13 protein-coding genes are annotated in these 14,402 nt (G+C 68.5%); 4 read left to right on the top strand and 9 right to left on the bottom strand.

Annotated features, from left to right (window positions below; translation table 11 throughout):
• Positions 1 to 171: 171 nt before the first annotated feature.
• Together rpsO and eccD are read right to left on the bottom strand one after the other, a co-directional pair.
• Complete coding sequence (rpsO, locus tag ACSMXX_RS06865; protein ID WP_473183147.1) at positions 172 to 462, bottom strand: 30S ribosomal protein S15; 291 nt, start codon at positions 460 to 462, stop codon at positions 172 to 174.
• A gap of 177 nt (positions 463 to 639) precedes the next feature.
• A complete protein-coding gene (eccD, locus tag ACSMXX_RS06870) occupies positions 640 to 2,109 on the bottom strand; it encodes a type VII secretion integral membrane protein EccD (protein ID WP_473183148.1) in 1,470 nt (489 codons plus the stop codon).
• A 269-nt stretch (positions 2,110 to 2,378) separates the two neighbouring features.
• On the opposite strand from eccD, the gene eccCa reads away from it, so the two are divergent.
• From eccCa to ACSMXX_RS06885, 3 genes are all read left to right on the top strand, one after another.
• Positions 2,379 to 6,320: a type VII secretion protein EccCa gene (gene eccCa, locus ACSMXX_RS06875; RefSeq protein ID WP_473183149.1), complete on the top strand. Its 3,942-nt coding sequence runs from the start codon at positions 2,379 to 2,381 to the stop codon at positions 6,318 to 6,320.
• An 88-nt stretch (positions 6,321 to 6,408) separates the two neighbouring features.
• Positions 6,409 to 7,035, top strand: a complete 627-nt coding sequence (locus tag ACSMXX_RS06880) for a hypothetical protein (protein WP_473183150.1) — start codon at positions 6,409 to 6,411, stop codon at positions 7,033 to 7,035.
• 140 nt (positions 7,036 to 7,175) lie between these two features.
• Positions 7,176 to 7,430 (top strand): DUF397 domain-containing protein, encoded by a 255-nt coding sequence (locus ACSMXX_RS06885; RefSeq protein WP_473183151.1) that lies wholly within the window; start codon positions 7,176 to 7,178, stop codon positions 7,428 to 7,430.
• Positions 7,431 to 7,482: 52 nt separating this feature from the next.
• On the opposite strand, the gene ACSMXX_RS06890 is transcribed toward ACSMXX_RS06885, so the two are convergent.
• The 5 genes from ACSMXX_RS06890 to ACSMXX_RS06910 are packed head-to-tail and all read right to left on the bottom strand — an operon-like array spanning position 7,483 to position 11,348.
• Positions 7,483 to 8,163 carry a hypothetical protein gene (locus ACSMXX_RS06890; RefSeq protein ID WP_473183152.1) on the bottom strand — a complete coding sequence of 227 codons (681 nt, stop codon included), beginning with the start codon at positions 8,161 to 8,163 and terminating at the stop codon, positions 7,483 to 7,485.
• Positions 8,164 to 8,210: 47 nt separating this feature from the next.
• Complete coding sequence (locus ACSMXX_RS06895; RefSeq protein ID WP_473183153.1) at positions 8,211 to 9,035, bottom strand: hypothetical protein; 825 nt, start codon at positions 9,033 to 9,035, stop codon at positions 8,211 to 8,213.
• A complete protein-coding gene (locus ACSMXX_RS06900; RefSeq protein ID WP_473183154.1) occupies positions 9,032 to 9,742 on the bottom strand; it encodes a hypothetical protein in 711 nt (236 codons plus the stop codon). Before ACSMXX_RS06900 ends, ACSMXX_RS06895 begins: the two co-directional genes overlap by 4 nt.
• Entirely contained in the window at positions 9,739 to 11,025 is a 1,287-nt protein-coding gene (locus tag ACSMXX_RS06905; RefSeq protein ID WP_473183155.1) for a putative T7SS-secreted protein, read from the bottom strand. Before ACSMXX_RS06905 ends, ACSMXX_RS06900 begins: the two co-directional genes overlap by 4 nt.
• The gene (locus tag ACSMXX_RS06910; RefSeq protein ID WP_473183156.1) at positions 11,025 to 11,348 is read right to left on the bottom strand and encodes a hypothetical protein; all 324 of its coding nucleotides are present in this window, start codon (positions 11,346 to 11,348) and stop codon (positions 11,025 to 11,027) included. The genes ACSMXX_RS06905 and ACSMXX_RS06910 overlap by 1 nt, the downstream gene beginning before the upstream one ends.
• A gap of 380 nt (positions 11,349 to 11,728) precedes the next feature.
• Here ACSMXX_RS06910 and ACSMXX_RS06915 point away from each other — a divergent pair, with 380 nt between their 5' ends.
• Entirely contained in the window at positions 11,729 to 12,112 is a 384-nt protein-coding gene (locus ACSMXX_RS06915; RefSeq protein ID WP_473183157.1) for a hypothetical protein, read from the top strand.
• A gap of 167 nt (positions 12,113 to 12,279) precedes the next feature.
• On the opposite strand, the gene ACSMXX_RS06920 is transcribed toward ACSMXX_RS06915, so the two are convergent.
• A complete protein-coding gene (locus ACSMXX_RS06920; RefSeq protein ID WP_473183158.1) occupies positions 12,280 to 12,711 on the bottom strand; it encodes a hypothetical protein in 432 nt (143 codons plus the stop codon).
• A 291-nt stretch (positions 12,712 to 13,002) separates the two neighbouring features.
• The gene (mycP, locus tag ACSMXX_RS06925) at positions 13,003 to 14,379 is read right to left on the bottom strand and encodes a type VII secretion-associated serine protease mycosin (protein ID WP_473183159.1); all 1,377 of its coding nucleotides are present in this window, start codon (positions 14,377 to 14,379) and stop codon (positions 13,003 to 13,005) included.
• Between the last annotated feature and the right edge of the window lie 23 nt (positions 14,380 to 14,402).

Raw genomic sequence — 14,402 nt, forward strand, 5'->3', positions numbered from 1 at the left:
GGGCGCCCCTGCCGCGTCTGTTTCGGGTTATGTGTGCGTGAAGCCGCTGTCCTGTGGGGGCGGTCTTCGGGTTGTACGTCGTGCTGGGACCAGCCTACAAACCATCCGGTCCCTTCAGATACGGCGAAGGGAGCGGCCCCCGGTGATGGGAACCGCTCCCTGCGTCACATGTCAGCGGGCGCCCGCCGCGCCGCGGCGGATGCCGAGGCGCTCGACGAGAGCGCGGAAGCGCTGGATGTCCTTCTTCGCCAGGTACTGCAGGAGGCGGCGGCGCTGGCCGACCAGCAGCAGCAGACCACGGCGGGAGTGGTGGTCGTGCTTGTGGGTCTTCAGGTGCTCGGTCAGGTCCGAGATGCGACGGGAGAGCAGCGCCACCTGGACCTCGGGGGAGCCGGTGTCACCCTCCTTGGTGGCGAACTCGGAGATGATCTGCTTCTTGGTCGCGACATCGAGAGACGACACGCGTACTCCTCTGCGGTTTCTGCCCACGAGCGCCCCTGGTCTTCATCTCAGGGGATCCTTCGACAACTCGGAAGGCCGCACCAGCCTATCAGCGCCGCAGCATGCCTCCGCCCGCCCCCGGTACAGCTCTTGGGGGCGGGCGGAGAGGGACACCTCGGCGGTGCGGCAGCGGGCCGGTCAGCCTCCGATGGACCCCCGCACGTCGGCGTAGACGTCCATGACCGCGAGGCAGAGCGGAATCAGCGAGAGCAGCACGAAGGTCTCCGTCAGCTCCATGAAGCGGCCCCAGAACGGGGTCAGCCCCGTCCGCGGAACGATCAGGCCGATGGCGGTGACCAGCGCCGCGGCGAGCGCGATGGACGCCGCGATCCAGACCGTACGGACGTCGAGGCCGCCGCTGTCGCCACGGAGGAACTCGCGGACCAGTGCCGCCGGCGGATTGAGGGACATCCCGAGCGCGAGCAGCGTCAGGGCGCCGAGGCCCGCGGCCAGGGAGCAGATGACCTGCGAGGTGTAGCGGAAGAGGCGGGCGCGCAGCAGCATCGCGATGCCGGTGGCGAGTGCGAGCAGCTGGCCCCAGCCGTTGTTGGAGAAGCCCAGCACCGCTGCCGTTCCGACGACGGCGGCGCACCAGCCGCCGACGAGCCCGACGAGCATCTCGTGGCCGCGACGCGCCTGTGCCGCGATGCGCTCGGCGTCGACCGGGCCCTGGGCGACGCGGGAGCCGTCCTGCCCGCCGTCGTAGCCGCCGGGGCCGCCGGCGCGCGGCTCGAAGCCTATGGGCAGCCGTGCGAAGCGGGCGGAGAGCCCCGGCAGGAAGGCGATGATGCCGACGGAGACGGGGGCCGCGATCGCCGCGGCATCGACCGCTCCGATGTCGGCGACGACGGCGATGAAGGTGAAGACGGTGCCTGTGGCCGAGACGATGGCGGCGGCGACGAACGGGCCGTCGCCCCTGGGCGTGATCGCGATCAGCACCGCCGAGGCGAGCAGCACCGCCACGCACCCCATGAGGAACTGCAGCCGGCCGATGCCCTCGCCCTCACCGAGCGGGAGGATCCCGGACCCCGCAATCATGATGTGCGGCATCGCGCCGAGGCCGAGCGCGATGGACGACAGCCTGTCGTCGTACACACGGGCCCGGACGCATGCGAGGGCGACGAGCAGGACGCCGGCCGCGGCGGCGATGATGCCGGGCAGCCCGTGCATGTCGTGCCTGACCGGGTCGGCGAACCACAGCGCGAAGGCCATGAGCACCAACAGCACGCCGCCGCCGGTGAGTCCGGCGGCGCGCATCCGCCCCTCGTTCCACAGTGCGCGGTCCTGCCGCACTCCCGAGGCGACGGCGTCACTGACGTCGTCGAAGACGGCGGAGGGCAACGAGTCGGCGAACGGGCGCAGCAGCAGCACCTCGCCGTCCCGGATGCTGTTGCCCGCCAGGGAAAGCCCCGATTCCAGAACCCGTCCGTCCCGGCGCACCAGGTGATACCCCGACAGGGAACCGTCGGCGGTGCTGCCTCCGGAGAGCCTCGCGATCTCCGGATAGACGTCGGACAGGGGCACGTCCTCGGGGAGCGCGACGTCGATGCGCCCCCCGGGAGCAACTACCGTGACGCGGCAGAAGCCGGTCGCTGCGGTCGTGGCCACCTTGTTGATCCCCCTTGCTCACTGCTCGTACTCGGCGTCACGATGAATTACAGACATCTCGGGCCTGTGGATTGCCCCAAGCTCCCGCGCCACGGAAGTACTTGGGGAAGATTGCGGGTCACCTTACCGTCCGCGGCGGACAGTCGGTCCTCCCGGATACCGGAGACTCTCATACCTACTAGGATCAGCGTCTGCATGACCGGTAGCTGTTGCGATGGCGGGGGCGTCGGTGCGTAATTGCGAATTTATCGTGAAGGACTGATGAAACGGTGAGTGTGGTCATCGTGAAGCGGCAGCCACGGGTCATGCCGCCGACCGTGCCCGAAGGGGAAGTCAAGCTGGAATCCCCTCCAGAACTGCCGCGCGACGGTGACAACGACATCTGGATGAATCTCCTGCCCGTGATGGGCATGGGGGGTTCCGTCGCATTCTTCTTCATGCCGGGCGCAGCGCCCTACATGAAGGTCGTCGGCGCCCTGATGGCGGTCTCCACGGTCGCCATGGCGGTCGCGCAGGTCGTACGCGCGCGGCGGGGAGGCAGGGCCCAGATGGGCCAGGAGCGGAGGGACTACTTCCGCTATCTCGACCAGGTGCGGAAAGACGTGCGCAAGACCTCGGACGCGCAGCGGAACGCGCAGCTGTATCAGCATCCGAGTCCGGATCAGCTGTGGGCCATCGCCGGCGACGGCAAACGGCTGTGGGAACGCCGCCCGTCCGACAACGACTTCTCGTCCGTGCGAATCGGCACGGGCTGGCAGCAGTTGAGCACTCCGCTCGTCGCGCCGGAAACGGCACCCAAGGACGAACTCGAGCCGCTCACCGCCGAAGCGATGAAGTCCTTCCTGGACATTCACCGTTCACTTCCGGATCTTCCCATCGCGGTGAGCCTGCGGGCCTTTTACCACGTGGTCGTCACCGGAAGCACCGACGAGGTGTACGGCAATGTCCGTGCCGCGCTCGGCCAGCTCTCCGCGCTGCACTCCCCCGAGGAGATGATGATCGCGGTCGTCGCCCACCCGGGCTCGATGGCCGAATGGGACTGGACGAAGTGGCTGCCGCACGCGCAGCACCCGTCGCAGTCGGACGGCGCCGGCCAGGCACGCCTGTTCTTCGACGACCTCGGGCAGCTGGAGGAGTCGCTCGCGAGCCAGCTCGACGGGCGTCCGCGCTGGAACAGGGACGGCACACCCGTCGCCGACCAGCCGCACATAATCGTCGTCCTCGACGGCGGCTCGATCCCGCCGGACTCTCAACTCGCCGGTGCCGAGGGCCTCCAGGGCGTCACCTTCGTGGAGGTCGCTCCCGGAGCGCTCGACGACCAGATGTCCGGCGGCCTGACCGTGCATGTGCGCGAGAAGGCCCTCGACCTGTACGTCGGCCGGGAGTCCGCGTACTCGGGCAAGCCCGACCTGCTGAGCTACGAGCAGGCCGAGGCGCTCGCCCGGCAGCTCTCACCGCTGCGCATGGGCAGCGGTGAGGAGGGCGAACCGCTGCTGTCCAACCTGGACTTCACCGACCTCATGGGCATCGGCGACGCCGGTTCGGTCGACATGGCACGCACCTGGCGGCCGCGTTCGCTGCACGAGCGGCTGCGTGTGCCGATCGGCATCGGCGGCGAGGGCGAGCCGGTGATGCTCGACATCAAGGAGGCCTCGCAGGAGGGCATGGGCCCGCACGGCCTGTGCGTCGGCGCGACGGGCTCCGGCAAGTCCGAGCTGCTGCGTACGCTCGTGCTCGGTCTGGCCGTGACGCACTCGTCCGAGACGCTCAACTTCATCCTCGCCGACTTCAAGGGCGGCGCGACCTTCACGGGCATGGCCGACATGCCGCACACCGCGGCGGTCATCACCAACCTCGCCGACGAGCTCACCCTCGTCGACCGCATGCGCGACGCGATCACCGGCGAGCTGAACCGCCGTCAGGAGACGCTGCGCAGGGCGGGCAACTACGCGAACATCACGGACTACGAGAAGGCGCGCGCCGCCGGTGCGGCGCTGGATCCGCTGCCTTCGCTCGTCCTGATCATCGACGAGTTCAGCGAACTCCTCACCGCCAAGCCCGACTTCATCGACATGTTCATCCAGATCGGCCGCATCGGCCGTTCACTGGGCGTGCACATGCTGCTGGCGTCGCAGCGCCTGGAGGAGGGCAAGCTGCGGGGCCTGGACACCTTCCTCTCGTACCGGATCGGTCTGCGTACGTTCTCGGCCGCCGAGTCGCGCACCGCGATCGGCGTCCCGGACGCCTACCACCTGCCGAACGTGCCGGGTGCGGGCTTCCTCAAGTACGACACCGAGACGATGGTGCAGTTCAAGGCGGCCTACGTCTCCGGTGCGTACCGCGCGGCGGGTCCGACGCGGGTCAGCCGGGCCACCCAGACGCGCCCGGTGATGTTCACGGCGACGCCTGTGACGCTGCCGGCGGCGCCGGAGCCCGAGGCCCCTGAGACCGACACGGTCGACGACGCGCTCGCCGACACCGTGCTCGACGTGATCGTGCAGAAGATGGTCGGGCAGGGCCCGTCCGCGCATCAGGTGTGGCTGCCGCCGCTGGACGAGCCGCCGTCCATCGACCAGCTCCTGCCCGCGCTCGCGGCCACGCCGGAGCGCGGCCTGACGGCACCGGACTACACGGCCCTCGGCCGTCTCGCGGTGCCGGTCGCCCTGCTGGACAAGCCGTTCGAGCAGCGGCGCGACGTGCTCTACCGGGACTTCTCCGGTGCGGCGGGCCACGGATTCGTCATCGGCGGACCGCAGTCCGGCAAGTCGACTCTGCTGCGTACGCTCGTGACGTCGTTCGGTCTGACGCACACACCGTCCGAAGTGCAGTTCTACTGCCTGGACTTCGGCGGCGGCTCGCTGCTGGCCATGGAGGACCTGCACCATGTCGGCGGCGTCGCCAACCGTCTCGACGGGGAGAAGGTGCGCCGTACGGTCAGCGAGGTCATGACGATCCTCAACGAGCGTGAGGAGTACTTCCGGGCGCACAACGTCGACTCCATCGCCACGTTCCGCCAGCGCCGCGCGGCAGGCCAGCTGCCGGACCAGAAGTGGGGCGACGTCTTCCTCGTCATCGACGGCTGGGCGACGTTCAAGAACGACTACGAGATGCTCGAAGCCGACGTCACCGACATCGCCCAGCGCGGCCTCGGCTTCGGAATACACCTCATCCTGACCGCCTCGCGGTACACGGAGGTGCGTCCCGCGCTCAAGGACCTGCTGCAGAACCGCATCGAACTGCGGCTGGGCGACCCGTCCGAGTCCGAGATCGACCGCAAGGTCGCGGCGAACGTCCCGGCGGCCATGCCGGGCCGCGGTCTCAGCCCGGACAAGCTGCACCTGATGACGGCCCTGCCGCGCATCGACAGCTCGTCGACGCTGGAGGACCTGCCGGACGCCACCCGGCAGACGATCAGCGCGATCAACGAGCACTGGACGGGCGAGCCCGCACCCGCGGTCCGGCTGCTGCCGACGATGCTCGAGGCGTCCAGGCTCCCCAAGGGCTCCGACTACCCCGAGCACGGGCTGGCGTTCGGCATCGACGAGAGCTCGCTGCGGCCGGTCTTCGTCAACTTCGAGACCGACCCGCTGTTCGTGGTCTTCGGCGAGAGCGAATCCGGCAAGAGCGCGCTGCTGCGGCTCCTCATGCACCAGATCACCGAGCGCTACTCGCCGGACAAGGCCAAGATCGTCGTCGGTGACTACCGGCGGGCGCATCTCCAGGGCGTACCAGAGGCACACGTGTCGCGGTACTGCGCCGCGGCTCCGTCGCTGCAGGAGACGATCGAAGGCCTCGCGGGCTCCATGTCCCGGCGCATGCCGGGGCCGGACGTCACTCCGGAGCAGCTGCGCAACCGCAGCTGGTACGACAGCCCGGACGCGTTCGTCGTCATCGACGACTACGACCTGGTGGCCACCGGGCAGAACCCGCTGATGCCGCTGCTGGAGTATCTGCCCTTCGCACGGGACGTCGGGCTCCGCGTCATCCTCGCCCGCTCGTCCGGCGGCGCCAGCCGCGCGCTGTACGAGCCGGTGATGCAGCGGATCAAGGAGCTGGGCGCGCAGGGCGTCGTACTCTCGGGCGACAAGTCCGAGGGCGCGCTGCTGGGCAACATCTCGCCCACTCAACTCCCGGTCGGCCGCGGCTACTTCCAGACGCGGCGCCGGGGCGGGCAGCTCGTCCAGACGGGATGGATGCCGGCGAACAACTGAGGCGGCGCTGAACGCCGCCGGTGAAAAGCCGGGGAGCCGGGCCGGGATCTGGGATCGCGGCCCGGCTCCGCCACGTAGGGGAGGTGGCATGTCGGAGGCAGTGGGGGCGGCGCGGCCGGAACAGACATCGGAGCAGACGCCGGAGCAGAGTGCCATGGACGTCCGTGCGACGGCCGAGGGCTTCCGGAGAAGACGGCTGCGCCGGTGGGCGGCCATCGCCGGCTCGTGGGCGGCCGTCGCCGCGATCGTGACGGGCTCCGCGGTGCTGCCGGAGGATCCCGGCGACTACATCGGGCTCCAAGTGCTCTCGCTGCTCGTCCTGTTGATGATCGCGCCGGTGCAGCTGACCGCACTCGCGAGCGGCCGCCGGGAGCGGAGGATCCTGGAGTCGTACGGATGGAAGGCGTACCCGTGCGAGGTCCGGGTCATGAGATGGCGCGTGGAAGTGCGGCTGCACCTTGAGCCGGGCGATGTTCTCGTCCTGACACCGAGGATGATGCGGCACGTGCTGGAACCGGGGGGCAGCAAGCACCCCGACGAGGCCTGGTTCTGCGGCGACCCGCGGTACGGCGGGGTCCTCTCGCCGGTGGGCGGCGGACGGCCGGTGCGCCATGTACGGGAGAAGCGGCCGAAGAAGCTCAAGAGGCGGCCAGAGCCGTTTCCGGGTGCCGATGAACTGGCCGAGCGGAGCGGCGTGTTGGGCACGGTGTACTGAGGGGACGCGAGAGGGCTGCGGGTGCGGGGACGCCCGGGGTTCGGCGGGCCGCCCTGGACGCTGACTCGATCCGACCTGCACGGTCAGGGCCTCATGGGAAGATATGCCACGCCGGGACGCGAAGAGAGGAGCATGCGCCGATGGGGACGCAGCAGGAGAAGGACGAGCTGTACGCGATGGACATCTCCGACGCCGTCTGGGAGTCCGCTCCCGGTGGCCCGGAGGAGGAGAAGGTCGAGATCGCACACCTCGCCGGCGGCGCCGTCGCGATGCGCAACTCCAAGGACCCCGACACGGTGCTGCGCTACACCGAAGCCGAGTGGCGTGCGTTCGTACTCGGCGCACGCGACGGTGAGTTCGACCTGGAGCCGACGCGGGAGAACGGCGGAGCGTAACGCTGGGCGCCCCGGGAGGCGCCCAGCCGACAGCTCCCGAGCTCCCTGGGGGTCAGTCCCGCCCGGGGGCAGCCGCGAGGATGCTCGCGTGGTCTGCCTTGGCCGTCCGCCGCTCCATGGAGAGCACCTGCACCCGGCGCTGTACGGTCATCAACCCGCTGCCGCCGGGCAGCGCGAGGACTCCGCCGATTTCGACGTCGCCTGCGTACCAGGCGCCCCGCTCCATCGATTCGTCCCAGCGGTTCCAACGGAGCGGATTGCGGGCGGACATGCTCTGTGACCAGACCGAGCCGTCGTCGTCCACGTACGTGCTCTCACCGCCGCCCTGTTCCCCACCGTCGGGGAGCCTGAACTGCACCGGCACGCCCGTCGCTTCCTTCGTGCCGGACAGCCTCCGCACCGCCGGGAACGACTGCCAGGGATACGCCTCCAGAATGCTGCGGGCCTTGCGCAACCGGGACAGGGCACCGCAGCAGGCGTACAGCGCGAACGGGTAGGCCAGGACGGCCAGTCCGCCGATGAGGCCGCCCACACTGTTGTCGCCCCTGGCGTAGCCGTCGCCCCACCGCACCTGAGCGAGCACGCCGCTCAGCGCCAGAGCGGCGACGAGCAGCGCGCTCCACAGCCACAGCTTGAGCATGACCCGGCGACGCGTCGCCTTCCACACTGCCTGGGTGCCCGGGGCATCGAACGCCACCCCCGTCGACGGCAGTCGGGGCTCGTGGTCTCCCACTGGCAAAGGTCCTCTCATCGCTTCTGTGGTCTCGGTCCGTGACTCTGCTACAGCGAGCGCCGGGCGAGCCCGGCGCGCTGGGCCTTCTCAAGGCGCTCGGCGCCGGCACGGCTCCGCTCCGCGGCGAGTTCGTCCCAATGCAGCGGCTGTACGCGCATCAGCTCACCGGATCCGGGGACCATCACGACCCCTCCGAAGATCTCGTCGCCGGCGAACCACACGCCGTCCTCGATGTTCTTCGGCCACAGTTTGCCGATGGGCTGGTGGGCCGCCAGTTCCGACGACCGCTCATCACCGCTTCCCCCGTCGCCGAGGCGCAGCGAACGCTTGCCGGAGGCACGCAGGTTGAGCTTCTCCACCGGGGAACGGAAGGTGAAGTCGTACACCGCGAGCACACGGGCGGCGAGCCGCACCGACCGCATCTGCTGGCCGCAGAAGGCCGTCCCCAGCATGAAGGCCATTACTGCCATGGGAGCAGCGATGACCGCGTAGTCGGACTGGATCACGAACACAAGCGCCACAAGCGCGGCGACGACGCACAGGAGCGACAAGTAACGCCGCAGCAGGACCGTGCGATGGTGACGCACCACTCCCCGGCGGTCCGATCCGTCCGTGGCGTACGGAACGTCACCTCGGAAGGGCTCGTAGAGCAGCAGGAGCACCGCGGTGGAGGTCAGTGCCAGGAGGGCGATCAGCCCCGGCACCGCGAGGACCACGAGGTAGTCGGTCAGCACCGTGAGGGAGAGCCCGTATGCGACGGCGAAGGCCAGGGCCCACTTCACCAGCGTCCGCAACCGGGATGGTTGTCCTGCCTTGTTCGGCTGTACCACGGGCCCGGAACCCCCGCTGCCCGCCGACTGTTCACTGCTCACCCGAAGTCACTTCTCACTGCCTCCGTCGCGGAACCGGGCTCCGGCGGCTCGTCCCCCGTACGGGCAGCGAGCGCCGGGTCGGTGAACGTCACCGTCCTGGCGACGCCGAGCAGCACGTTCCGGTAGTCGTCGGCGAGATCCACCACGGGCGTGACGAGCTGTACGGCGATGACGGCGGACGAGCGGGTGTCGGGGATGGCGACCATGCCACGCCAGACAGGCGACTCCTGCGGGGTGCCGTCTTCCGCGGCCGGAGTGCCGGGCACCGTGGCCTTGTGCACGGAGTCGGTCAGGAAACCGGGGCCACTCGGCAGTTCGACGGGCACGATGCCGCTTTCGCCTGTCTCCCCCGCCCCCGAGGCCATGAGCACGGCCAGCACCGCCTTGGGATTGACGCCCTGCATCTCCACGCTGGACACCGTCAGCACGGACATGGCGGCACCCCCTCGGTCGTCCGGGTGCAGACCGAGCGCACAGCCCTGCACGCGGTGCTTCTGCATCTCCCACATCACGAGGGCGTACAGCCGGAACACCTGATCCGCGCGGTCCCGGACATCGTCCGGCAGGGCGAGGATCTGGCGTGCCAGCTCCTCCATGTGCTCCGCGGACGGATAGATGTCGAGCTTCTGATATCCCTGCGGGATGTCGTACCAGAACGCCGGCCGCAGCGTGACGGCCGAGTCGGAGCCCTCCTGAACGCCGTTCACAGCCGGATTCCCGTGACCAGGTCACTGATGCCGCGGGCGGCGTCCGAGGCGTTCCCGCCGGCGCCGAAGCCCGCAGCTCCGGCCTTGGTCGCCTCCGCACTGTAGTGGCCCGCTCCGGTGTCGGGCAGAACGCCTTCCGTCTCCAGCGAGGAGGCGGTGTTGGCGAGCACGTTGGCGCCGTTGACGCCGTACTGGAGCATTCCGGTGTTCGGGTTCGTCGCGGTGTCGAGCGCCTTGTAGTTGAACGCCTCGACGGTCTCCCGTCCGAAGGCGGCCGCCTTCGAGCCCGCTGACATGACCTCGCCGCCCTCCCGCGCGGCGCCCGACAGCACGCTGACCTCGCCTCCGGCCTTACCGAGGGCGCCGACGCCCGGCAGCATGCCCAGGGTGTCACCGGCCACGGAGCCCCACGCGGCGAGTCCCTGCCCCCAGCCGTACTTACCCGTCAGCGAATCTCGGAAGTCTTCACTGGCCAGGTTCTTGCTCAGCGACGCGGCGCTCGCGACGACCGCGATGCCTGCGAAGAGCGGAGCCAGCGGCGTCGGGAAGAGCGCCAGCAGGCCCGCGATCGCACCGATGGTGCCAGCGTGGTCGAGGAGGAACTTACCGGCCGCCGCGAGGCCGTCGCCGATCGCGCTGAGGGTCTTGCTCAGCCAGCCGGGCTCCTCGGGAGCGAGGTCGTCATCGGCCTTGTCGAGCTCGTCGGCGACCTTGTTGGCCTCCCGCTCGTGCTCTTCTTCCAGCGTCTTGGCCTTCGCAATGACGCTGTTGTAGGCCTCGTTTGCCTTCTCCAGACTGTCCGAGGCGTCCTTCAGACGGCCCTCGGCCGCCCGCAGCCGCTCAGTCGCCGCGTCCGCCTCGGCCTGGCTGGGGAACTGCCTGCCGCCGAGCTTGAGGTCCGGGTCCTTGCTCGCCGTGTCCTGGCGCCCCTTTGCGGTGCCGGCAGCTTCCTTCTTCTCCCGCGCCTCGTCGTCGTACTTCTTCGCGAGCTCGCGGTTGGACGTCAAGTCGCTGTCCCACTTGGACAGTTGGGCGGCAGCCTTCTCCATGGACGTGGCGGCGTCCTTCATGTACTTGGGCAGATCGCCGTCGAGCTTGTCGCGGAAGGCGTCCGCGGCGTCGCCCTCCCAGTGGCTGCTCTGCCCGAGCAGGCGCTCGATCTGCGTGTGGCAGCTGCGCAGTGCGGTTGCCGCCTTGGTGACCTTGTTCTTGAGCGCCTGGACTTCGGAGGGGATACCGGGAACGGGGTTCCAGCCGAGGTGCGGATACGGATTCGTCGCCATCACTTGCCCCCGCCGGCCGAAGTGCCCTGCTGCTCCATCTGCTTGAGCGCCTTCTCCAGGTTCGTTTCCATCTCCTGGTAGCTCAGCTTGTTCGCCTTCACACCCTCTTTGATGCCGCCGATCATCTCGCTCATCTGCTCGGAGCCGTACTTCCATTGCTCCTGGAAGTCGTCGCAGGCCTTGTCGAGCCGTGATGTGCCGATCTGGTCGCCCCGGACGTGCGACAGCGCCGAACGGGCGTCGTCAAGATCCTTGACGCTGCTGTCCAACGTCTTGACGAACTGATCGAGTTGATCGACATCCGTCTTGAAGTGGTCCCCCATGAAGTGCCTCTCCTCGGCGGTGAAGGGAACGAACAAGCCAGGCGAGAGCGGCGTCAACCGGACAGATTCCCCCTGGCGACGATGATGCCTCCCGCAGCAGCGCTGATTATAGGAGCAGGAGCCGACCCCCGGAGCGTAATCGTCCCAGGCTCCGGGGCCCCGGCGACCGATCGTGCGCCGGATGGCGACGGCCCTACACCTTCGGGGAGTTGGGGGAGCTCCGAGAGGTTGCAAGCAGCCGCGATTCTTGGCACTACCTTTCGGGAAGCTTCACGCGAAATCCACACCGCCCTGTGGCGGAACGGTCGCGCCCACGTAGCGTATGGCAGGGGCGGAACCGCCCCCTCGGACTCCCGCCGACAATGCAGAAGGGTTCCCGCGTGAAGAACCAGTCCCGGGACGGGCGCCCCGCCGACGCACGTTCCCTCAAGAAGCTCGAACTGATCTGGTTCGTATCTCTTCTCACCGCGGCGGGGGCCGGAATCCTTCTGCTCTCCCTCACCGGCACGACCACCACCGAGACGGCGATCACCATCGTGGCGTGGATCTTCGTCCCCGTCGCCCTGGCGCTCAACCTCTGGCTCCGCAAGCAGAAGCAGCGCGCCAGTTCGATGTCCCTCGACGACGTACGTGCCCGCATCGACGCCGATGCCGTGCGCTCGATGAAGGCGAGCAAGGGGGAGGTCAGGGCCGTGAAGGAGCTGCGCCGCCAGGAGCCCCGGCTGTCCTTGAAGGACGCGGCGGAGCTGGTCAGGCAACTCTGAGCGCGGGCCGGCGCACGGCTACAGCCGCCAGTCCCGTCCCGGGTGACGACCGCCGTCGCCCGTGCCGCCCGGCCGGTTCGGGTCGCCCGCCTCGCTGCGGCGGTGCGGGCGCGACGCCGCGGCGCAAGCCCGCAACGCCCAGTAACTCCGGCTCCGGCGGCGGCTGTTCAGGACTGCGGGACGACGGTGATCAGGGCCTTCCAGTCGGGTCCCTTGGCGAAGACGTCGACCCAGGAACCGTCCCGGAAGTGCCAACGGAGCGTCGCGCCACGGTCGTCGGTGCTGCGCCAGGTCGCCACTTCGGCCTCCGCGACATCCGTGAGCGGCCCCTGCCAACCGATCTCCGACTCACCTTCGCCGACGTACACGAGCGCCAGGTGATGTTCGCCGACCACGAGCACCTTGTCGCCGTAGATGCACATCGACATGTCGAGGCCGCCGGCGAGACTCTTCCAGCCGCCCTTCAACTGCGTCCTGCGGCGGCGCCTCTCGGGCGTACGGAAGACCCACCTGATCCCGCGGAAGACCCGCCGCACCAGCGACCAGAGCGCGTCGCCGAGGAAGTCGAAGGGCCCCATGAGCCACGAGCCGAACAGCACGAGCCCGACTGCAAGCTTCTGATACCAGGTCGCCGGCCGCGGCTTCGGTTTAGGTTTCGGCGCCAGCACCTCGGATTTCGGGAGCAGGCGTCGCGGACAGATCTTGGCGTGCGCCCCTCGGTTCACGGTGCTGAAGGCCACAGCACTGTCCGTCCCTTGGAGGGCGGACGTCACCAACGGCCTCAACTCGTCGCTCGACCGTAGCCCCACCCGACTGATTCCGCTCACCACGCTGAACTCACCCTGCTTACCTGAAACTCACTAGTGCCGATGCGGGGCCCCGCCCTCAACTCACCACGAGGGCGGTTGATTTGGGGGCGGGGGTGGTGGTGACGTCGGCGGCGGGCCGCCGAACTGTCCGGCGGGCGGTGCCTGCCACTGCTGCCCCTGCGGTGCTTGTTGCTGCCCAGGGAACGGGGGCGGGGCGACTGGCCCGGGCCCACCTGCCCACCCTGGCGGTGCCCCTGGACCGGCAGGCATACCCGGGTACGGAGCCCTCCTCCGCTTCGTCCTCGTGACCAGCACCACCGACAGCACAATCAGACCGACGACCAGCACCAGGATGACGCCGATCACAACGATCGGCGGGCCAAGGGCGAACATCCAGCCCATGGAGTCCTCGGAGGACGACGAGCCGGCGTCCGTGTCCCCCGCCGCGGAATCCGCCGCCTTGTCGGGCTGCTCCAACGGGCCGGCTTTGGGTCCGGCAGGGATGTCGTACGTAACGGCTCGATACGGCCGGACTACGCCGTAACCGAACTTCTCATCGGGCAGTTTCGGATTGCTCGCTTCTTCGGGTCCGGGCACCTTAGCGGTCTTGATCAGGCGGTTGATCACTTGTCCCGCGGAGAGGTCGGGATGGGCAGAGCGCACAAGGGCAGCGGACGCAGACACGTATGCGGTAGCGTCCGATGTCCCATCGGCCATCGCATAGCCTGATTCGTACGTTGAGTTGGGGACGACGTTCTTGGTGGCCGGAGCTACCAGTGTGGTGTTCGACCCCCAGGAGGAGTCTTCCCATACAGCTCCACGGTCGTCCACGCCACCAACGGACACCACACCCGGATAGGCGGCCGGATAGTTCCTCTTTTCGATACCCTCGTTTCCTGTACCCGCGACGACCACCACGTCCTTCTCGAGGGCGTATTCGATTGCCTCACGATCGCGAGTGTCCTTCGTCGTTACGAGGGAAAGATTGATTACCTTCGCCCCGTGGTCGACGGCATATCGCACGCCCGCGGCCCAAGAAGTTCCAAGTTCATTGCTCTTGTGTCTGAACCGCACCGGGAGAATCTTTGATTTCGGCGCCAGGCCCATGACTCCGGAATTTCCACCGGGCCCGTGTCCCCTCCCGGCTATCAGGCCGGCCATAGCGGTTCCATGACCATCCCCGTCCTGTTGGGCGCTACCCCCCTCTTCGGTGAAGTCCTTTCCTTTGAGGACTTTCCCCTTCAGGTCCGGATGAGAGGAATCAACACCACCGTCAACCACAGCGACCGTGATGCCTTTTCCTGTGGAGTGATTCCAGATCTTATCGGCATCAAATGCAGTCAAGGCCCACTGCCGCTCGCGGATATCGTCCGCAGAAGCCGCGGGAGCGGAGCCGAGCAGCAGGGCCCCAGTCAACGCTCCCGCACCAGTAAAATGCAGCGCTCGTCGGAAGTCCATTTATTACCCCGTGGTGGTCTTTC

Source organism: Streptomyces sp. DSM 116795 (assembly GCF_055792905.1).